The organism is Edaphobacter sp. 12200R-103 (genome assembly GCF_010093025.1).
Taxonomy (GTDB): Bacteria; Acidobacteriota; Terriglobia; order Terriglobales; family Acidobacteriaceae; genus Edaphobacter.
On the sequence record NZ_CP048114.1, the window covers coordinates 4,031,326 to 4,050,598 of the forward strand.

General features: G+C 59.5%; 16 protein-coding genes and 1 tRNA gene. 11 read left to right on the forward strand and 6 right to left on the reverse strand.

Annotated features, from left to right (window positions below):
* Positions 1-112 precede the first annotated feature (112 nt).
* From GWR55_RS16715 to GWR55_RS16735, 5 genes are all read left to right on the forward strand, one after another.
* The gene (locus GWR55_RS16715; protein ID WP_162403281.1) at positions 113-1,759 is read left to right on the forward strand and encodes an aminotransferase class V-fold PLP-dependent enzyme; all 1,647 of its coding nucleotides are present in this window, start codon (positions 113-115) and stop codon (positions 1,757-1,759) included.
* A 160-nt stretch (positions 1,760-1,919) separates the two neighbouring features.
* Positions 1,920-2,825, forward strand: coding sequence for a hypothetical protein (locus tag GWR55_RS16720; RefSeq protein WP_162400421.1), 906 nt, complete (start codon positions 1,920-1,922; stop codon positions 2,823-2,825).
* A 104-nt stretch (positions 2,826-2,929) separates the two neighbouring features.
* On the forward strand, positions 2,930-4,090 hold the full coding sequence (locus GWR55_RS16725; protein WP_162403282.1) for a DUF6599 family protein: 1,161 nt from the start codon (positions 2,930-2,932) through the stop codon (positions 4,088-4,090).
* 190 nt (positions 4,091-4,280) lie between these two features.
* On the forward strand, positions 4,281-4,550 hold the full coding sequence (locus tag GWR55_RS16730) for a hypothetical protein (protein ID WP_162403283.1): 270 nt from the start codon (positions 4,281-4,283) through the stop codon (positions 4,548-4,550).
* A 4-nt stretch (positions 4,551-4,554) separates the two neighbouring features.
* On the forward strand, positions 4,555-5,994 hold the full coding sequence (locus GWR55_RS16735; protein ID WP_202925527.1) for a glycoside hydrolase family 28 protein: 1,440 nt from the start codon (positions 4,555-4,557) through the stop codon (positions 5,992-5,994).
* A gap of 206 nt (positions 5,995-6,200) precedes the next feature.
* Here GWR55_RS16735 and GWR55_RS16740 read toward each other — a convergent pair whose 3' ends face one another.
* Both GWR55_RS16740 and GWR55_RS16745 read right to left on the reverse strand, forming a co-directional pair.
* Positions 6,201-7,439, reverse strand: a complete 1,239-nt coding sequence (locus GWR55_RS16740) for a DUF5009 domain-containing protein (protein WP_162403285.1) — start codon at positions 7,437-7,439, stop codon at positions 6,201-6,203.
* A gap of 43 nt (positions 7,440-7,482) precedes the next feature.
* Positions 7,483-8,664, reverse strand: a complete 1,182-nt coding sequence (locus tag GWR55_RS16745; protein WP_238398479.1) for a glycoside hydrolase family 18 protein — start codon at positions 8,662-8,664, stop codon at positions 7,483-7,485.
* 144 nt (positions 8,665-8,808) lie between these two features.
* On the opposite strand from GWR55_RS16745, the gene GWR55_RS16750 reads away from it, so the two are divergent.
* A tRNA-Thr gene (locus GWR55_RS16750) sits at positions 8,809-8,884 on the forward strand.
* A gap of 212 nt (positions 8,885-9,096) precedes the next feature.
* Positions 9,097-9,669, forward strand: coding sequence for a monofunctional biosynthetic peptidoglycan transglycosylase (gene mtgA, locus GWR55_RS16755; protein WP_238398480.1), 573 nt, complete (start codon positions 9,097-9,099; stop codon positions 9,667-9,669).
* 101 nt (positions 9,670-9,770) lie between these two features.
* On the opposite strand, the gene GWR55_RS16760 is transcribed toward mtgA, so the two are convergent.
* Genes GWR55_RS16760 through GWR55_RS16775 form a run of 4 tightly spaced genes read right to left on the reverse strand, consistent with a single transcriptional unit; the run spans position 9,771 to position 14,815 of the window.
* Entirely contained in the window at positions 9,771-11,903 is a 2,133-nt protein-coding gene (locus GWR55_RS16760; protein ID WP_162403286.1) for an FUSC family protein, read from the reverse strand.
* Positions 11,900-13,117, reverse strand: a complete 1,218-nt coding sequence (locus tag GWR55_RS16765; RefSeq protein WP_162403287.1) for an HlyD family efflux transporter periplasmic adaptor subunit — start codon at positions 13,115-13,117, stop codon at positions 11,900-11,902. The genes GWR55_RS16760 and GWR55_RS16765 overlap by 4 nt, the downstream gene beginning before the upstream one ends.
* Positions 13,118-13,130: 13 nt before the next feature.
* Positions 13,131-13,436 carry a YtcA family lipoprotein gene (locus GWR55_RS16770; RefSeq protein ID WP_162403288.1) on the reverse strand — a complete coding sequence of 102 codons (306 nt, stop codon included), beginning with the start codon at positions 13,434-13,436 and terminating at the stop codon, positions 13,131-13,133.
* A complete protein-coding gene (locus tag GWR55_RS16775; RefSeq protein WP_162403289.1) occupies positions 13,433-14,815 on the reverse strand; it encodes a TolC family protein in 1,383 nt (460 codons plus the stop codon). Before GWR55_RS16775 ends, GWR55_RS16770 begins: the two co-directional genes overlap by 4 nt.
* A gap of 148 nt (positions 14,816-14,963) precedes the next feature.
* Between GWR55_RS16775 and GWR55_RS16780 the strand changes: the two genes are divergently transcribed.
* From GWR55_RS16780 to GWR55_RS16795, 4 genes are all read left to right on the forward strand, one after another.
* Positions 14,964-15,977, forward strand: a complete 1,014-nt coding sequence (locus GWR55_RS16780) for an AraC family transcriptional regulator (RefSeq protein ID WP_162403290.1) — start codon at positions 14,964-14,966, stop codon at positions 15,975-15,977.
* 152 nt (positions 15,978-16,129) lie between these two features.
* Positions 16,130-16,882, forward strand: a complete 753-nt coding sequence (locus GWR55_RS16785; RefSeq protein WP_162404055.1) for a gluconate 2-dehydrogenase subunit 3 family protein — start codon at positions 16,130-16,132, stop codon at positions 16,880-16,882.
* Positions 16,883-16,917: 35 nt separating this feature from the next.
* Positions 16,918-18,489, forward strand: coding sequence for a GMC oxidoreductase (locus GWR55_RS16790; protein ID WP_162403291.1), 1,572 nt, complete (start codon positions 16,918-16,920; stop codon positions 18,487-18,489).
* 99 nt (positions 18,490-18,588) lie between these two features.
* Complete coding sequence (locus GWR55_RS16795) at positions 18,589-19,260, forward strand: cytochrome c3 family protein (RefSeq protein WP_202925528.1); 672 nt, start codon at positions 18,589-18,591, stop codon at positions 19,258-19,260.
* The last annotated feature ends 13 nt before the right edge of the window (positions 19,261-19,273 follow it).

Below are 19,273 nucleotides of genomic sequence, written 5' to 3' on the forward strand. Positions count from 1 at the left end.
TTCCTGTGATCCCGCGGGCAGCAGATAGGTCATCTGTCCGTTTGACGACTGGGATCAATTGCGTAGAGTGGATCGAAAATCCAAACAACAGAATCTTTGGGAGACAAGCACGATGGCGGAAAAGAGGATCTGGTCGCGCCGTGAAATTTTGAAGCAAACGGGATTCATCTCAGCAGCAGGGGCGGCGGGTGCAATCGCTCCAGGCTTGGAAGCAGTGGCTGCTCCTTTAAAGGATACGAAGCCCGGTTCTCTGAAGGCCGGACAGATCCTGACAAAGGACCAGGTTCCGTTTACCGATGGCGATTTCTCTGACAACCTGTACACGCGCATCGGCGTACGGCCGCTGATCAACTGTCGTGGAACCATTACGGCCATCAGCGGATCGACCTCGCTGCCCGAGGTCAAGCAGGCTATGTACAACGCCTCGCTCTATCATGTTCGCCTGGACGAGATGATGGAGGCGCTCGGTGCCGAGTTTGCCAAACTGAGCGGAGCGGAGTGGGGTGTCGCCACCACCGGAACAGCGGCTGCGACCTGTCTTGCGACCGTGGCCTGCATCGCGGGAACGGACGTAGAAAAATCCCAGGCCCTTCCTTATATCAAGAAGAAGGACCAGGTCGTCATTCCCAAGACCTCGCGCAACCCCTATGACATCGGAGTACGGATGTGCGGGGTCGAGATAGTGGAGTTCTCCTCCCCTGAGGAACTGCGACAGAAGATCAGCGATCGCACGGCGATGATGTATATCCTCGCCAATCCCAGGTGGGACAACACCCCCATGAGTACAAAGAACCTGGCGGCGATTGCCAAAGAACATGGGGTTCCGGTCTTTGTGGATGCGGCAGCGACGGAGTTGGATCTCCCGAACCCGCATATCGAGGCAGGCGCGGACCTGGTGGCGTACTCCGGCGGCAAGAACATGCGTGGACCGCAGTCCTCCGGTCTGCTGATCGGAAAGAAAGACCTGTGCAAGGCGGCCTACTTCCAGGGAGCGCCGCACCATAACTATGGCCGCGCCATGAAGATCAGCAAGGAAGAGGCGATGGGCCTGCTGGCCGCCGTGCAGATGTGGCGCAAGCGCGATCACGAGGCCGAGCAGAAGATGTGGATGGGCTGGGCACAGTCCATCGCGGATCGTATGCAGGGCCTGCCTTCCGTGAAGGCGACGGCCCATCCCGCGACTCCGAAAGGGACGATCGATCGCAGTCCGGGCGTGCGCATCTCCTGGGATGCCAACGTCGTCGGCATCACCGGAACCGAGATGGTCAAGCTGCTGGACGAGGGAACTCCCCGCATCGTGCTGGGAGGGACGGGGACTCGTCCGGACCACATGGAGAGCTCGGTCTCGATCAACGTCTATATCATGACCCCGGCCGAGATAAAGATCGTCGCGGACACAATCTACAAGCACCTCAAGAATCCGCCGCACTTTGAGAACCCGGTCGTCCCGACGGGAACCCCTGCATCCGTGGCGGGAACCTGGGCGGTCACGATCCATTACCTGCGCGGCACGGGCGAACAGCAGTTTGTCCTGAAGCAGGATGGCAACACCGTCACCGGCGATCAGCATGGCGAGATTTACAACACGACCATGTCGGGAGAGGTCCATGCCAACGAAATTGCGCTAACCAGCGTACTGCCGGTTACCGGTTACCCGCTGACCTGCCACTTTACGGGCAAGGTAGACGGCAATCGAATGTCGGGAACAGTGACTCTGGCCGAATATGGCACGGTAGAGTGGGAGGCTGTGCGGGCGTAGGTAGGGCTCCACGCGACGAAGCGTTTCTGTTGTCGAAGTTGACTTAGGGCATGGCGAAAGCCGTGCCCTTTGCTTTTCGGGCTTGGCAGCGCCAGGATTTCTTCTGTTCGCCTCCTTCGGAGGTGCGCTATAGTGTTGCGCACTCCCCGAGGAACGCAATATGCGCGCTGCATGGCAGGCACGATGGCGTGGGTACGGCATGATCCTGGTTGCGGGTCTGGCCTTTGCAACCGTTTCTGCGGGCTGCGCCAAACAGCAGCCGATGGAGGAACCGGAAGCGCAGCGGGCTCCGGCAGCGGCCGCAGATGCGGCCGAGGCCAGGAAAGAGGCGGTGGAGAAAGAAGCGGCAGACAGGAAAAAGGCCGCAGCGGAGAAGGAGGCCGCGATCAAACAGGCCGCAGGTGGGGCCGGGAATGGCTCGGCTGCCGGGCCGGCCGCTGTGCATAAGCCCATTCAGCACAACAAGCCTACCCTTGCTCCGCTGCCGGATCAGCCACCCGCTACAGCCGAAGAGAAGCTGGAAGCGGCCGTGAGGCACCTCAGGGTAGGTGGCCTGGCGTACAGCTTTCCCGAAACCATGAAGACGGGACAACAGGACGATGTCGTCGCCAGCATCGGCTCCGATAAGGTCACGGCCGCAGCGCTACAGGCGCATGTCGCTGCTGCTGAACCGGGGCAGGCTGTCAATCTGGAGCAGACCCCGATTACCACGAAGATGAAGATGACGCTGACGAGTGCGGACTTCGACATTACTCCACAGAGCTCTGAGGAACAGATGGTAGTGGGGACCACACCTACAACGTGGCGATGGACGGTCGCGCCGAAACATTCAGGAGAATTGCATCTGCATCTAGCGGCAATCATTGAGCTTGAGAATCTGCAACAGGACTTCACCACCGTAGACCGGGACGTGGCCGTGCAGGTAGACCCGCTCAATGCGGTGGAGACGTTTATCGAGAACAACTGGCAGTGGCTGCTGAGCGGCAGTGGAGGTGTCGCGGTGGTAGGCACGGTGTGGGGTTTCTTCCGGCGCAAGAAGACGTCGGAAGACAAGGACCCCGTGTGAGAGAAGGCCTGCGGCGACCGGAGGGAGTGCGGATCGACGAAGCTGCCGGGCCGTGCTGCTGACGCTGGTTGTGGTGTAATCTGGCCGTTAGCAGGACGGTTTTTATGGTGGAGATCGGGCAGAGAGTGCGGGCGCTAACGCGAAGGGTTTTGTGGGTCTGTCTTGCGGGCGCAACTGTCTCCTGCTGGGCCCAGGGTGCGAAGACGATGCTGGTAGAGCCCCCGGCTCCGCTGCTCCCGCAGCAGGTGGGCGACTGGGTTCGCCAGGATGGTAGCGTCGCGTCTGATTCAGACAGGGATCAGACGCTCCCCGCAATCATGAATGAGGATGGTCTGAAGCACAGTGAGCAGGCTGTCTATCGCCTGGGAAGTTCCGGGCCGAACGTAAAGGTGACGGCGCGTCAGTTTGTGGACGCAACGGGAGCGCACGCGGCCTACGACTATCTGAAGAGACCGTCCTCGGTTTATCGCGGCGTGGGGATCGGCGACGAAACCAGCCAGAACGGAGACCGCTACCTCTATCGCAGCGGGACCAGCGTGGTGGAGGCTGAAGGGCAGCACAGCCCGAAGGTCGAGGCGCTGCTGAACCGCATCCAGGTCGGCCTGCCCAAGGTCGGAGGGCCGAAAGGAATCGCACCGGGCCTCCCGACGTTACTGCCGGCGAAGGGGCTGGAGCGGGATTCGGTGAAGTACGCACTCGGCCCAGTGAGTTACGGCGCAATGGGCGGCGTGTTACCGGGATCGATCCTTGGCTTCGATAAAGCTGCCGAGGCTCTGACGGCAAAGTACATGGGCAGGGGCAAGCTGACGATGCTCCTTTATCCCACGCCAGAGATCGCCGGCGGCCGGCTGCGAGCCATTGAGCAGGAGATCCACAAGGAAGGCAAGTCAGCTGGAACGGTGGTAATGCGGCGTGCGGGGAATCTCCTGATCCTCACGACGGGGGGCTGGGAGATGGCGGAGGCGAAGGCGCTGGTGCAGAGCATCCATCCGCGCATGGAGGTGACATGGAATAAGCCGATGCCTCCGGAGTTCCACACAGAGGTTCGGAAGACCTATAGCCTGCTGGCCAGCATTGCCATCTTTTGTGGCTTCGGTGCACTGGCTGCCGTGGTTTTGGGGCTTTCTCTGGGAGCAGGCAGGGCGGCGATCCGTGTTCTGCAGGGCAAGCCTGCAGCGACCGAGCCGGAGTTTCTGCGGATCGATTTGAGCGGGGCGCCCGCGCCCATCCGAATGGAAGGGCAGGGCAACGGAGCCAAGGGTTGAGAAAATCGCCCCGGGAAAATGCACCAGGGAGTGTGCAGGCGATACCCTAAGCTTCTGATTCGAAGATTGTTTGGTTCAGGGATTGAGTCTGTAAAGCGAACAAATGACGAATATGGAGCGACATGTTATCGATTTGATAACGGGTATAAACCTTTGAAAAAGGATGGCTTGCGGTTTTACGGTTTAAACCTTGACACGTCATTTTGCCAAACATAGTATTTCGCCAGAAAGTTCTGATGGCTTTGCCTCCGTTGGAACTATTCTCCCTAACGAAGAGGCCGCCCTGTTGCCGGGCGGCCTCTTCACGTCTCCAACCAGGATGGAAAAAATCAACGGTTCCTGCCTGGGCACGGCCTTGCCATGCCTGAAATTATGGTTCCCGCTAATGGTGGGGAGAAGAGCGCTGACGAAAAAAATGCTGATCATGCTAGGTTTAGCTGATGTTGGTAAAAGAGGTTAGACCAATGAGGTTTCGTATAGGCTTGCTTGGGATTGTTCTGGCGGTGGCGGGTGCAGCGGGAGCCCAGGATACTCGCAGAGTCATGGAGCCGAAGATCCCGCGTGCCTGTACAAAGCTGAAGGCCGAGTTGCGCTCTGTGAACAATAGCATCGCTGAAGCGGATGAGACGAAGCTGGATACGGAGAGAATTCAGAAGGCTCTGGACCGCTGCAAGCCGGGAAGAGCCGTTGAGCTGACGATGTCGCGAGGACGGGATGCGTTCCTGACCGGGCCGCTTGAGATGCGCACAGGCGTGACGCTGCTGGTGGACAAGGGCGTGACGCTGTTCGGCTCACGCGATGCCGCGCTATACGAGATGAAGGGTGAAGGAGCGCCAACGCATCTGTGCGGAACGATAGCGACAGGGACATTGCCTGCAGTGTTTCCTGCTCCGCAGCACCCTGCACCGGCGCACGGAGGATGCCGCCCGCTGATCGGCATCAGCAATGCGAAGGATGTCGGCATCATGGGCGATGGCGTGATCGACGGTCGCGGTTACGCGAAGATCCTGAACAAGGACTATAGCTGGTGGCAGCTGGCCCGCAGGGCGGAGCCGAAGAACGAGCACTACTTCAATCCGCGGATGATTGTGGCCTCGCATGCCGATGGCCTGGTGCTGTATCGGATTACGCTGCATAACTCGACGAACTTTCATGTGAGTGTGAATCAGACTAATGGTTTTACTGCCTGGGGAGTGCATCTGCTGACCCCGACAGTTCGCGGGACCGATGCGCGAAACACGGACGGGATCGATCCTGGTGGTTCGACGAACATTACAGTTGCGCACAGCTGGATCGATAACGGCGACGACAATATCGCCATCAAGACGGGTGTCTCGCACATGAGCGTGATCGACAACCACTTCTACTCGGGCCATGGGATGTCGATTGGAAGCGAGACATATACGGGACAGAGGTTTGTTCTGGTCGATGGCCTGACCGAGGACCACACAACGAGCGGTATCCGTATCAAGAGCAACGTCACTCGAGGCGGATCGGTCCACGATCTGACGTATCGGAACATCTGCATGCGGGATGTGAAGAACCCGATTGCGATCAGTCCTTATTACACGAACCAGACGACGGAGCCGTTTGAAGACCCGAAGTATAAGGGCGACCGGATTCCCGACTACAAGGCGATCACACTCCAGAATGTGACGAGTACGACGGACGGCGATGTTCTAATTGCTGGTCTGCAGGGGCATACGACGCAGGTGACGTTCGATAACGTCCGCGTGGAGGACATCTCGCCCATGCAGGTGCATGGCCATTTTGCGACGGTGACGCTGGGGCCGGGTGGAACCAATATCGACTTTAGCGGAACTGATATTAAGGTGGTGTCTCCTACGGCTCCGAAGCAGGTTGCTCCTTATAGCTGCGAGGGGAAGTTTGTTCCTATGCAGTGAGCGTTGGGTCTGGTCAGACTTCGTGTCCCTGAGTGCGGTCCGGGTTCGAGCGGAATACAGGGATTCTTCGCTACGCTCAGAATGACACTTTTGTGGGGAATGGGACGACTGACTGCTATATCCAAACCGATTGCTATATCCAATCGGCCGCAAATGATGCATCTCCGAAACGACCACGGATTTGGAGATGTTATGGGGAATACTGCCTAGAGCTGAAGCCTAAGCCTGAACCGTGTGAGCACTGCCGCAATCGCGATGATAAAGCCGGTGAAGACGACGGCGCGAAGGACACCCGGCATTCCCCAGGCGAAGTGGGTTCGAAACCACGTGATGTGGAGTGACCGGATGGCGAAGTACCACAGATCCGGGAGCAGATAGGTGAGCAGGGTATTTGCGCCTGCGGGACGGGTAAAGGCAGCCCAGCGAGTGTGGCGCTGAACGTCGCAGATCCAGTAGAGCAGCGTGAAGAGGAGGATGCTGGACCCAACGCAGTACAGGCTCCAGGTGGGCGTCGCGCGAATTTTTGAGATTCCGAGTGGAGTGAGCAGGTATGCCGCGATAAGGGTGACTGCGGCAAAGGCGAGTGCGGCCAGTATCCTGGAGCGGACGGTGGGCCAGTGGCGGCTTTGTTGACCGACGAAGATAGTCGAGGTGGCTACGCCTGCCATCGCGATCAGCGTGTGGGATCCATTGCTGAAAGGCCAGAGATAAAGGCCAACGCGGTGAGGAAATTCGATCCAGTGAGCGGAGCAGAGAGCACAGAAGGTGGTGAGCGGGATAAGCCAGAGGAACGACGCCCATCGCCAGCGGCGGGTAGGAATGTAGAGAAGACAACTGGTGAGATAGGCGAATCCGAGTAAACCAAGAATCTCGGGATACGAGGTACTGATCCAGGCGGCGCCGCCGTCCTTGAGGGTTCGCCGGAAGATGGCGAACATCGCGATCATGAGCACGAGTCCAGCGATGCGGAGCGCTTTGACTAGAGTTTTGCCGGTTTCGGGCTGCGGATAGACCATCCAGAAGAGAATGGCTCCAAGCAGGGCCAGGATGGCCCAGACGCTCGGAGGCATATGGATCAGTGCAGGATCTCCGGCACTGGCGTTAGCGAGGATGAGGCCGAGGACAAGCAGCGAGAGCGAGCGCAGGAGGATGTGGCCCCAGAGCCGGCGGTGGGAAGGGTCTTTGCTGAGGCGTCGCTCCGTCGCGAGTGGAATGGCCATGCCGAGGATGAAGAGGAAGGCCGGAAAGACCATGTCGACGTAGGTCATGGCATCGACCCGGCCAGGAGCGTGATAGTTCCACCAGGGAAGGCCCTTCACGGACGCAAGCTCGTTGACGAAGATCATCAGGATCATGGTGAGGCCGCGAAAGACGTCGATGGAGACGACGCGCGGAGCCTGGACCGTCGTGGCTGCTGTCTGGGTGCCCAGTTGAGCGCTGGCCATGGACCTGATCCTCCTCGTGGATGGGGCTGCAGTACAGTACTGTTTAATTTCCGGCTGAGCTGGCGGGAGGCGGTGGGGTCAGGCCGCCGTGAACGGCTTCGAGCAGGATGCCGGTGGTGTCGTTGGAGTACTCCCAGAACATGATGCCTCGGAGTTTATGGGCAGTGACGTACTTGCACTTCTCCGCGATCGATTGCGGGTCCTCATAGGTGACGAAGACCTTGGTTCGTGGATTGTAGAGATAGGGTGCGGCTGCTGCTGAGTCCCAGTGACGGATAAACCCGGTGGCGATCAGGTTCGGAAGTTCCGGGTAGGAGAAGTGCACGCCACGTGCAGCCCTTCCAGGCTGAAAGAGGCCGTTGTTGCGGTTTTCGACCTCACCCCAGCTTCGACCGTAGAAGGGAAGTCCGAGAACGATCTTGCTGGCGGGCACACCGGCCTGTTCGTACTCGGTAACAGAGCGGTCGGCGGAGACATTTTTGGGATCGGCGGGATTGTGGAAGAGAGGAGCGTCGTGTCCGGTCGCCGGACCGCCGACGTAGAAGTCATAGGTCATCAGGTTGACGGTGTCGACATAGCGCTGCACCTTGTCCATCTCGGTATTAAGGAGGAATTTTGAAGAGGCGCCGGTCGCGATGGAGGTATAGAGGCGGCGATGGAGCCTGGTCTGTTCCTTATCGAAACGCAGGCGCAGCTCGGCGAGCAGCAGAGTAAAGTTGTGTTTGTCTTCGGGGCGGAAGGTGTTTCCGGCGCCGGGCTGGCCTGGATATTCCCAGTCGATGTCGAGGCCGTCGAGCTTGTAGCGCTCGATGAAGCGAACAGCACTCAGGATGAAGCGTTCGCGGGAACGAGGAGTGAGGGCAGCGTCGGAGAATCCTCCGGACCAGGTCCAGCCGCCGACGGAGACGAGGATCTTCAGAGAGGGATTCGTGCGCTTGGCCTCATTTAAGATGGCGAAGTTTTCGGCGTCGTGTGAGAAGCCCTCGACGATCTGACCGTCCTTAATATTGGCGAAGGCGTAGTTGATGCGCGTCAGACGCCGGACGTTGATCTCGTCAGGGGCGAGGACGCGGTTCTGCGGAAAGACATAGGCGATGATTTCGCGCGAGGCGGAGACCGCTGGAGCGGAGGCGACGGGGTCGGCTGAGGAAGAGAGTACGGGCATAGCAACAAACGCGATGAGAGCGAGAAGCGCCCTGGAGAACGGTGCAGCAGAGACACGCATGATGCATAGAGGGTACCCGATTCGCGGATACTGGTATCGGGTGGAGGACCGTTGCGCGGCCGGGGTATTCCCGGTAGACTTATCCGTGCAGGCAAGGTGCAAAATCTGCGTGGATTGGGTGGTCTGCGCGGAATCCTCCGAAGTGCCGATGTAGCTCAGCTGGTAGAGCAACTGATTCGTAATCAGTAGGTCAGCGGTTCAAATCCGCTCATCGGCTCCATTCTCTCTTCCTTTGGTTGGAAAGATATCGCATCGGCGGTTTTTCTCGTCGGTGCAGGTCTGTCTGCTTATGATGATGTCTGGTACATCACCACAAGGCGAGACACCCTGATTCGAAAGAAGCCCCTGCTGCTCCTTACAATTCGCTGGTTTGCCATCAGCGCGGCGCTCTTGTGGTCACTGGCTGCGTTGAGTCTTGTGGCCCTGCGTTGGATGGATCCTCCGACTACGGCGGTGCAGGTCGAGCGGCATGTGCAGGCGTGGATTCACGCAACTTCGTACCACAAGCGCTACCGCTTCCTTCCCCTGGAGCAGATCTCGCCAAACCTTCAGCACGCAGTGATTGCGGCGGAGGACGGGCGGTTTTATCAGCATCATGGGTTTGACTGGCAGGAGATTAAGATCGCTGCGTCACAAGATATGGAAGGCGGCCGGACCCGGGGAGCGTCGACCCTCACCCAGCAACTGGTGAAGAATCTCTTCTTCGGAACAGGCCGCTCGGTGCTGCGCAAAGGCGCAGAGGCCACGCTGGTTCCGGTGGCGGAACTCGTTCTGGGCAAGCGCCGCATTCTGGAGCTTTATCTGAACATCGTGGAGTGGGGACCGGGCGTGTATGGCGCGGATTCGGCTTGCCGGTACTACTACCGGGTCCCTGCGAGAGCGGTTGGCAGAGAGCAGGCCGCGCGGCTTGCTGCTGTTTTACCGGCTCCTTTGCGGCGAAGGCCGGAGCGGATGAACAACTACAGCGGAGTGATTTTGCGGAGGATGCAGCAGACGGGGTGGTGAACCGCAGATCCTTCGACTTCGCTACGCTTCGCTCAGAATGACACGTTTCAAATAGGGCTGCCTGGGATTTTGCGACGGAATTTTGGATGCCCGAACGCAGGCTAACGAGATCCGTGCAGATGATGGACTACGTTTAGTAAGGAAGAGCAGAGGCGAAGCTCTGTAAGATCGCAGTCGATCTCGCCCTCCCGGGCAAGATCGAACCCGGACCGTAGACGATCGAGGAGATCCTGGTCCGTGGGTTCGAGGGCGGTGCGAGAAGAAAATGAGTTGTTCTCAATTTGCTGCGCGATCCTCTCTAAAAGCACGGAAGATCGTTGCTGGACCTGTACAACGAGGTCCGGCTGGCAGTGGCTGGCGGCGACTCCCTGGTGATGGATCAGTCCGGTTCGGATGAGCAGAGCAGCGCGCAGCTGGGGTAGATAGTCGCGTGCGCGCTCGAGCAGCTGCCCGGCGGGGGGCGCCTTGGGAAAGGCTTCGAAGTAGGAGGCCTCAATGAGAGCGCGAAGCTTCTCGAAGCGACGCATGATCTCGCTGGTCTGTTGTTCGAGCCGTACCCGCTGGGGCGCGGCGGGGGCGCCTGGGACGGATTCGGTCAGACGGGCGATCTGACGGACGGTTGAGCTGAGCATGGGGCGGAGGGAATCGACCGAGGAGGTAGCCCAGAGGTGGTCGAAGACAAGCCACATGGCCCCGATGCCGAGTGCAATCCCAAGGACGGTATCGCGGGCAGGGACGAGAGAGGGGTTGATGGAGAAGCGGTTGAGATTGACCAGTTCGTAGGCAAGGATGATCTGAACGCCGGCGTAGGCGATGCGCGGGCTGGATGTTCCGATCCATGCGCCGAGGAAGGTGACCCCGGCGAAGAGCAGGGTATAGCTGAGGATGGAGTCGATCTGGGGAAGGATGAGCATCTGGGCGGTGAAGCCCAGGGCGCATGCGCCCAGAACGACGCCCGCGAAGCGCAGGAGCTGTTTGTGCCGGGCGGCACCGGTGATCGGCAACGCTGTAAGGATGCAGGTGGCGACCGATGCGCTGAGCCCGACCCAGCCGACGCTCATATAGAACATGTAGCAGGCAATGGCACTCAGGGAGCCGCGGATGGCGAATTTTAAGTGGCCTTCCTGGCCGGAAGCATGAGGAACGAAGATTGTTCTGGCAGGTTTGGGCGCGGGACGCGGAGGAGCTTCGCCGCGATTGCTCCACATGGCCTGTGAGAGGCTTTCTGCAAGCAGCTCGACGGCCCGTTCGATCTCGGCGAGGATAGGAGCCTGGGTCTCGAAGCGATCGTCCAGGTCGATCCATTCGGGAATCTCGCGACGGGAGAGATTGCTGCTGAGGATGGAGAGATTGCTGCTGACGGCGATGCAGAGTTTGCGGTCAGCTTCCGTAAGCGCCTCGTCGGTCTCCATCAGGCTGGCGGTAAGGTCGATGAGTCTTCCGGAGAGCGCGAGGGCGGTGGACAGGCGCTGGCGCTGCTCGAAGCTGTAGCCGGCTTCGATGATGAAGCTGCGGAGCGTACCGGTGCCGCGGGTGGAGTAGCGCCGGACGAGGTGAAACTGCTTCTTCCAGCCGGCCGGGTCTTCGACGTATTCGCGTAGAACGCTGCCGGTAAGATCGAGCCTCTCCTGAATGCCTCCGATGACGGCGTCGGGGGGGTGAGTGCGGGCGAGAAGGTATTCGATGAGGACAGATGCCCCGCAGCCGATGAAGATCACCATCAGGGTGAAGAGCGTCTGGCGCAGCCGCAGGTCGGCGGAGACGGGCTGGTCCCAGATGGTAATTGTGTTGGTGAAGAAGAGACCGAGGGCGAGAGCGGCTTCATAGACCTTGAGCGAGCTGACGAGATAAAAGGCGAGAAACAGGGTTCCCCAGACCCAGAGAAGGTGAAGGAAGGGGGAACCGGCAAAGAGCATTGCTCCGAGGATGACTTCAGCGGTTCCGACGGTGCAGGCAGTGGCGACCCAGAGAGCGGAGCGCCGCGTGGACCGGAAACTGTCGCGCGAGATGAGGATCGGATAATAGGCCCCAAGTACGCCTCCGGGAATGCGGAAGACGACGATCGCGAACATCACCGTTGTGCATGCGAGCACGATGCGCAGCACAAGCAGGGGACGGCCGGGATAGGAGCTCATCTCCGACTGGAGGAGGCCCCAGAGTGACTCCAGCCATGATGGCTCGCTGGACTGGGATGGGACTTTGATTGCCGCGGCGATGTCGGCTGCCTCGCTCATGACTTGGACCGCATCCCCACGATGGCGACCTCACCCACCCGTAGACCTCCCGGAGGGGGATCGGTGATGCGGATACGGACTGGATACCGTGAGGCGAGGCGTACCCAGTTGAGGGTTCTCTGGACGTCGGGCAGCCCCTGGGAGAGTTTTCCGACGACGTCAGGATCCGGGGTGACGCCGAAACCTACGCTCTCCACCGTTCCCTTCAGCCTGCTGTGGAGATCCGCCATCAGGTAGATGTCCGCAGGGGTCCCGACCTTGAGGTGAGCGATCTGGGTCTCCCGGAAGTTGGCGAGAACCCACCATGTGCGGGTATCGATCAGAGTGAACATCTGCTGACCGATCTTGGCGTATTCACCTTCGGAGATGGTGAGATTGGTGACGCGCGCATCGAAGGGAGCAACGACGCTGCACTGCTCGTAGTTATACCGGGCCAGACGAACGGCGGCGGCACGACTCTCGCGCTGAGCGAGCAGAGGAGCGAGTACGAGAACGGCCTGCGAAGATTCCTTTACTTGTGCTTCGGCCTGCGTGAGCTGGGCGATAGCCTGCTGCTTCTGCGCGGTGGCGGCGAGCAGCTTGGCTTTTGAGAGCGAGAGGTTAGAGCGGGCCTGCTCAACGGCGGCGGTCTTTGCCTCTGCGAGGGAGCGTGCGCGGTGGACGTCATCGGGGGTGACGAACTCCTTGGCGAGCAGAGGCTCGATACGATGAAGGTTTCCGACGGCGTAATCGGCATCGGCCTGCGCCTGGGTGAGGGCGGCATTGGCCTGGGCGATGGCGGCTTCGCTGACCTGGATCTCGTCGTCGGCGCGTGTCTCGTTGGCGACAGCGCTTTGCCTGCTGGCGCTGGCGACATCGACCGTGCTGACCTGTGCGGCGATGCGGCGGCTCTCGTTCTGGATCTCTCCCTCAAGGCGTTCCTGCGCGGAGAGGGCGTCCTGCAGGGCATAGAGGTAGGGACGGTCGTCAATCTTGTAGAGCAGGCTGCCCTTCTTTACGAAGTCGTTATCGTGTACAGGCAGTTCGACGACGGGGCCGGCGACCAGGGGAGCCATGCCGATGATGTTGGCCACGACCTCGGCATCGTCGGTACGCGGATAGGTGGTAACGGTGTAAAGCACGGTCGCTGCGCTCAGCAAGGCCCCGGCGACGATCAGGCCGCTGATGAGGTGTCCGCGCAGGGTGTATTGCTTAGGCTGGGAAGTGTCGTTCAAAGTCAGGACCTCTCTATCGGAAGAAGACGAGCCAGATGACGCAGCTGACGAAGCAGATGAGACATGGGTAGAGCAATGCCGTGGGCCAGAGCTGATCGAGGAGCTTCCAGCGGGAGAAGAGCAGGTGTGCGACGGTAGTAACCCCGACAGCGATCATGCAACAGAGGATCCATGCAGGGAAGTAGGATCCCAGGAGGTTGACCGAAGGCGAGAAGGCGCAGCCGCTGAGTCCGGCCATGGAGAGAAGAGCACCGGCTGCGAGGATGCCGTTACCGGCGGCGGCGCGGCCTGGACGCACTGGAACCTGTTTGGGGTTCATGGATGATTTCCTTTCGGATGCTGCGTCAGCAGGTCGCCGGTCCTGAACGCCAGGTTCATGAAGGACTGGAGGACCTGGGTGCGGGCGGTGACATCGACGGCTCGCGCGTGGGCGAGATCGCGTTCGGCAGAGAGGACGTCGAGGATATTCCGGACGCCGTCCTTGTAGGATTCGACGGCGGCCGAGTAGGACTCGTCGGAGGCGCTTAGCAGGGAGGTTGCCGCCTTTCTCTCGTGCAGGGCGGTGATTGCGTTGGCGTAGTCGCCCCAGACGTGATCTGCGATGAGGTCTTCGCGTTCGCGGACCTCATGCTCGGCGGCATCCCGCTCGGCCTTGGCCCTGGCGAGGCGGCTCTCGCGGCGGAAGCCGTCAAAGACGGTCCAGGTCAGGCTGAGCTTCGCATCGTAGGTGTAAGTCTTGCCGTAGGTGCCGCCGAACTTCTCCTGCTGTCCCCAGGCGCGCAGCCAGCCCTTGGAGCCTTCAAAGTCGAGCTTGGGATAGTAGGCAGAGCGAGCGTACTTGACCTCGGCGTCGGCAGCCTTGACCCGCGCGATGTCAGCCAGAAGGTCTGGCCGAGTCTGATAGGCGTTCTCAATGGCATCCTCGACGGTCTGGTCCAGCGTATCGGGAATCAGCAAATCGCGAAGCTCCTGCACCTTGAAGGGCTTGGTGGGGGAGGCGGTCATGACGGTCGCCAGATCGCCGAAGGCAGTCTGCTCGGCTCCGAGGGAGCTTTGCAGCTCATAATCGGCCTTGGCGGTTGCAGCCCTGGCCTCGAGCAGGTCGGGAAGCGTGGCCAGGCCGTTGGCCTTGCGGTCGCGCACAGCCTCTTCCACGACCCGTGCGTCGTGAAGGTTGACCTCGGCAGCCTCTCGCAGGCCGATGGCGTTAAGGAGGTTGTAGTAGGCCGAGGAGACCTGCTGGATGAGGATCAGGTGCTGGTTGTTGAAGGTGAGATTGGAGGCGAGCAACTTTGCCTTAGCCGCATTGATCTCATCCCGCCTGGCCCCGAAGTCCACCAGAGTGTAGTCGAGCTTGAGTGCTGTCTCGAAGGCCCCGATGTCCTGAAGGGCGAAGCTACTGTAGAGGAGAGGAGGGTTGAGGAAGGCCCGGCCTGCTGCTGCGGCGATGATGGTTGGATAGAGTTCGCTTCTGGCAATTCCCAGATTAGCGGCTGCGATGCGGGCCCGATCCCATGCGGCCTGGGTTGCGGGGTTATTCTCTTCCGCGATGTCGATCAGCTCACCCAGGGTATAAGCCTGATTGTCGGTGAGGGTGGCTTCGTGTCGGTAGAGCGGCGTGGGCTGCTTGCCGAAGAGGCTGTGTTCCGGCTGCCAGGGAGTGGAAGAAGAGGCAGGGGCACGTTGGGCCTGAGCCATTGGAAATACCAGAAAAGCAAGTCCAAGGGGTATGAGAAGGCAGGATAATCGGGTACTCACGAATTAGATTGTGATCTCAAAGCGGTTTGCCGGTCTTGTACGAAATTGCTCTCCCGCGGAATGGTGGGGAACTGATATCCTTAAAGAAATGTCTGGTGAGCAACAGGAAGGCGATGCGTCTTCTTTACCCAGCACCGCGTATCAGGTCCTAAATGCTTTGGAATCAGAGATTCAGGGGGACCATGGAGAGCGGCCGCTGGGGGGCGAAGAACATGCCAGGATATGGCGTCATGCCTGCCTGGACGGCATTGAATTATTCCACGGTACTTATAAAAATTACGAGTTTGCGCGGCACTTTCACCGGATTCCGGCGATCGGTGTTGTCGACCGCGGGAGGATGAGTTCGTACTGCCGCGGAGGGAACCATATTCTTGCCGCAGGAACGGTTCTCCTGCTCAATCCGGGTGAGATTCATGCGCCTGCGCCTGCAGGGCCGTCTGGATGGAGCTTTCGGATGTTCTATCTAGACGATGCTTTCTTCGAGAAGGTCTCGCTGCCTGCGGCGATGCGTCCCCTGAGATTCCGGCAACCGTTTGTGCAGGACAGGGAACTGGCGTCTACGCTGTTCCAGCTTCATCGCGAGTTGGAGGTCAACGGAGACCGGCTGCGCTTTGAGGCGCTCTTCGTTTCGATCTTTTCACGTCTCGCGGAGAGGTACTCGGAGGCCTCGACCCTGGCCGTGGACCAGCGACTGGACCGGACTGCCATCGGTGTGGCGCTCGATTATATGGAAGCAAACTACGACAGGAATCTGAGCCTGGACGAACTCGCGGGACTTTCTTCCTATAGCGCTTCTCATTTTTTAAGAATGTTCCGCGATGTTGTGGGACTGACTCCGCACGCCTACCTGACCCAGTTCCGTATTGAGCTTGCGATCACTCTGTTGCGGTCCGGGACCCCCCTGATCGATATTGCCGGCCTGGTGGGCTTTACCGATCAGAGCCACTTCACCAGGAAGTTCAAGCGGATTCTGGGTGTGACTCCAGGGCAGTATGCGGTGAGCTCCGGAACGCGGTACGCCGGGAAAGTTCGGCGGCTACCCGCAAGCGGCGCTCTCGACGGTTTTCGGCGCTACATCCCTGACGGTCGGCGTGAAAAGTAAGTGAAATTTTCGGACTTCCGTAGGCGGTAAACCTCTTCTCGCGACGAGTGATGCCTCGTGGCCACCTTGATAAATGTGCGCTTGGGACGGGCTCTGGGAGCGCTCTCAGTAATCATTGACGATCGATATTGGAACCACGTAGGATTGCGCCCATGAGACGGCGCGATTTTGTGAAGGGCCTTGCAGTTACCACGGCCACAGCGAGTGCTGCGTTGGGGCAGCAGTCTACCCCGCAGGCACAGAACCCACCTCCGGCAGCGAACGCGGTTGATCAGGGCACAATGGCGGCGCATCCTGCGGCAGCATCGAGTCCGCGTGCGGTATCGCGGGCGGAGCAGATGGCTCGGTTCCATACCCCGAATATTCCCCTGTCTCAACCGGACGTGGTTGCTATGACGGAGGCGCGCTACTTTACGCCGGTCCGTTATGCCACGCTGGTGCATCTGTGCGAGATCATGATGCCCGCCAGCGAAGATCATCCGAGTGCCATCAAGGCAGGCGCGCCGGAGTTTCTGGACTTTTACCTCGGGGCATCGCCGGTGAAAGAGCAGACGATGTACAACGAAGGTCTGGATCGCCTGAACGAGGACTGCATGAAGCAGTTCAACGTGCCGTTTGCCAAGGCGGACGAGAAGCAGGCGGATGCCGTCATTCGTCCGCACCTGAAGGGTTGGATGAATAAACATCCTCCGCGAGAAGGTCAGGAGCGTTTTATGAACCTTGTACATTTCGACATTCGCAACGCCACCATCAATTCGCCTGCATGGGCTGTTGCCGCGCAGGCGTCGGGTGATCGTATGCCAGGAGTCGGTCTGTACTGGGCTCCCATTGAGCCCGGTATCAAGACCTGGGTAGAACACGGTGCGGCGAAATCGACGCCTACCCCGAAGCACAAGCACTCTTAGGACGTTTTTCGTCAGAGAAGGAAGCACGAGACCGCATGGCACAGAAGAAGGTTGACGTTCTGATCATCGGGTCAGGACACACGGGCGGAATGGCCGCAAAGATTCTGACCGAAAAGGGAATCTCCTGCACGATGCTGGATGCGGGACCGATGCTCAATTTTGAGAAGTATCGCGAGCTGAAACCGGTACATGAACTGCCGTATCGTGGGTTCGATGCTCCAGGCCGGCTGCCTCATGTCTATCAGTCCAACGAATTCAACGCGAACCAGTGGGTGGATGAGAAGGTAATCCCTTACACGCATCCGACCGACAGCCCCTATAACTGGGTGCGGGTACGAAGCATAGGCGGTCGGTCGGTCTTCTGGGCACGTCAGTCGTTCCGATTGAGCGATTATGAGTTCAAGTGCAAAGACCATGACGGTTTTGGAGAGAACTGGCCGATCTCGTTGAAGGATCTCGCGCCATATTACTCACGCGTGGAGAAGATCTTTCGAGTCACCGGCCATACGGATGGTCTGCCGCAGTACCCGGACGGAGATTTTATTGAAGATGATTCGCCGTGGTCCGGTGCCATGCAGCGATTTGTGGATGCGGGAAAGAAGCTGGGAGTTCCAGTCACCAAGCCGAGGTCGTCTCTCGGCAAGGATGGACTTGCCTCCTCGATCAACCTGCTGATTCCGGATGCGGTAGCGACCGGCAAGCTTACGACGATCCCCAACGCCATTGTGCGACAGATCACGGTCGACAAAAGCACGGGTCTGGCGGATGGCGTCATCTTCATCGACCGTCACTCCCACCGCGAGATGGTGCTGAAGGCGCGAATCATCGTTCTTGCAGCGGGATGCCTGGAGTCGACCCGGCTGATGCTGCTTTCGAAGATCTGCAACTCCAGCGGCGTACTGGGCCGTTATCTCTCCGATCAGATCTACGGGGCAGGCATCATCTGTTCGGTTCCTGAGGCAAGGGATGGAAAAGCGTCTCCTCATCTGATGGGGGGCGGTGCACTGATTCCGCGGTTCCGGAACCTTGAGACCAAGGCAAATGGATTTATTCGTGGCTATGCGGTCAATGTTTCCTGCAGAACCGGGCCCTTCGATGCCCGTGCCCTTCCGTTCTACGGCAAGGAGCTGGAGGAGAAGCTGCAAAGCTATAACGGCAGCACCTTTGCCACCGATGTTATGGGGGAGGCGCTGGGCCACTATGAGAATCAGGTTACGTTGAATAAAGATCAGGTGGATGCCTGGGGTATCCCGACGCTGGATATCAAGGTGAAGTACACCGACAACGAAACCAATATGGCCAAGGACTATATCGATACCATGGCTGCGATGGCGGAGTCTGCCGGGTTCGACGTCCTGGTGAAGAACTACGAGTTCAATCCTCCCGGTTTCTCCATCCACGAGCAGGGAACGGCGAGGATGAGCGATGACCCGAAGAAGGGTGTCGTGAACAAGTTCAACCAGAGTCACGACATGAAGAACCTGTTCGTCGTGGATGCCAGCGTTTTTGTAAGCGCGGGGTGGCAGAACCCGACCATCACGATGTCCACGCTTTCGATGCGTGCTTCCGAGTATCTGGCAGAAGAGATGCGCAAAGGCAACATCTGACACTGCGTTTGCGATCTGAGAGAAGGCGGTGTGTCCTGTGATTGCTGGCAGGACACAGATCGTCTCACGGAGAGGTTTCGAGTGCATAAGTTTCTATTAATGATTGCCATTCTGTTTGGCGGTGTGATGTGTGCGGCGGCGCAGGCTCCGGGCGCAGGTTCGAAACCGTCTGCATCCGAGCCGACGGCCGCCGCGCCCGCGCAACCGATCCCGTTCAACCACAAGCTGCACATACAGACGGCGAAGATGACCTGCAACGACTGCCATGAACCTCGCGGCGAGGGTTCGACGCTGGCGCTCCCGCAGGCGCCGACGTGCATGAAGTGCCACGTCTCCATCGCAATGGACAAGCCGGCGATCAAGCGGCTGGCTGAGGCCGCGAAGAATGAAGATCCCATCCTGTGGGTGCGCGTCTATCATGTTCCATCGTTTGTGACCTTCAGCCACAAGACGCATGCGGGAAACAAGTGCGAAGAGTGCCATGGTCCTGTGGCCGAACGCACCGCAATCGCGCAGGAAAAGGACACCACCATGGGAAGCTGCATCGCCTGCCACCAGGCGAAGGGCGCCCCGACCACCTGCGATACCTGCCATGTGCTGATGTCGAGCAGGAATCAGTCGCCTTTTGAGGCTGACCCCGCCGCTTTGGCTCGTCTAGGGGTCATGCCAACCCGGAAGCAACAGCCCACGGTTTCGGCGAAGAACAATGCTTTGCGCCTGGGATCACAGGTGCCTTTACTGGCGACCTTCTTAAACGCGCCGCTGCTGTAGGCGAGCTGAGCTG

Coding starts and splice junctions, on each gene's coding strand:
- GWR55_RS16715 (WP_162403281.1), top strand. CDS start 113: ATGGCGGAAAAGAGGATCTGGTCGCGCCGTGAAATTTTGAAGCAAACG.
- GWR55_RS16720 (WP_162400421.1), top strand. CDS start 1,920: ATGCGCGCTGCATGGCAGGCACGATGGCGTGGGTACGGCATGATCCTG.
- GWR55_RS16725 (WP_162403282.1), top strand. CDS start 2,930: ATGGTGGAGATCGGGCAGAGAGTGCGGGCGCTAACGCGAAGGGTTTTG.
- GWR55_RS16735 (WP_202925527.1), top strand. CDS start 4,555: ATGAGGTTTCGTATAGGCTTGCTTGGGATTGTTCTGGCGGTGGCGGGT.
- GWR55_RS16740 (WP_162403285.1), bottom strand. CDS start 7,439: ATGGCCAGCGCTCAACTGGGCACCCAGACAGCAGCCACGACGGTCCAG.
- GWR55_RS16745 (WP_238398479.1), bottom strand. CDS start 8,664: ATGCGTGTCTCTGCTGCACCGTTCTCCAGGGCGCTTCTCGCTCTCATC.
- mtgA (WP_238398480.1), top strand. CDS start 9,097: ATGGATCCTCCGACTACGGCGGTGCAGGTCGAGCGGCATGTGCAGGCG.
- GWR55_RS16760 (WP_162403286.1), bottom strand. CDS start 11,903: ATGAGCGAGGCAGCCGACATCGCCGCGGCAATCAAAGTCCCATCCCAG.
- GWR55_RS16770 (WP_162403288.1), bottom strand. CDS start 13,436: ATGAACCCCAAACAGGTTCCAGTGCGTCCAGGCCGCGCCGCCGCCGGT.
- GWR55_RS16775 (WP_162403289.1), bottom strand. CDS start 14,815: ATGGCTCAGGCCCAACGTGCCCCTGCCTCTTCTTCCACTCCCTGGCAG.
- GWR55_RS16780 (WP_162403290.1), top strand. CDS start 14,964: ATGTCTGGTGAGCAACAGGAAGGCGATGCGTCTTCTTTACCCAGCACC.
- GWR55_RS16785 (WP_162404055.1), top strand. CDS start 16,130: ATGAGACGGCGCGATTTTGTGAAGGGCCTTGCAGTTACCACGGCCACA.
- GWR55_RS16790 (WP_162403291.1), top strand. CDS start 16,918: ATGGCACAGAAGAAGGTTGACGTTCTGATCATCGGGTCAGGACACACG.
- GWR55_RS16795 (WP_202925528.1), top strand. CDS start 18,589: ATGATTGCCATTCTGTTTGGCGGTGTGATGTGTGCGGCGGCGCAGGCT.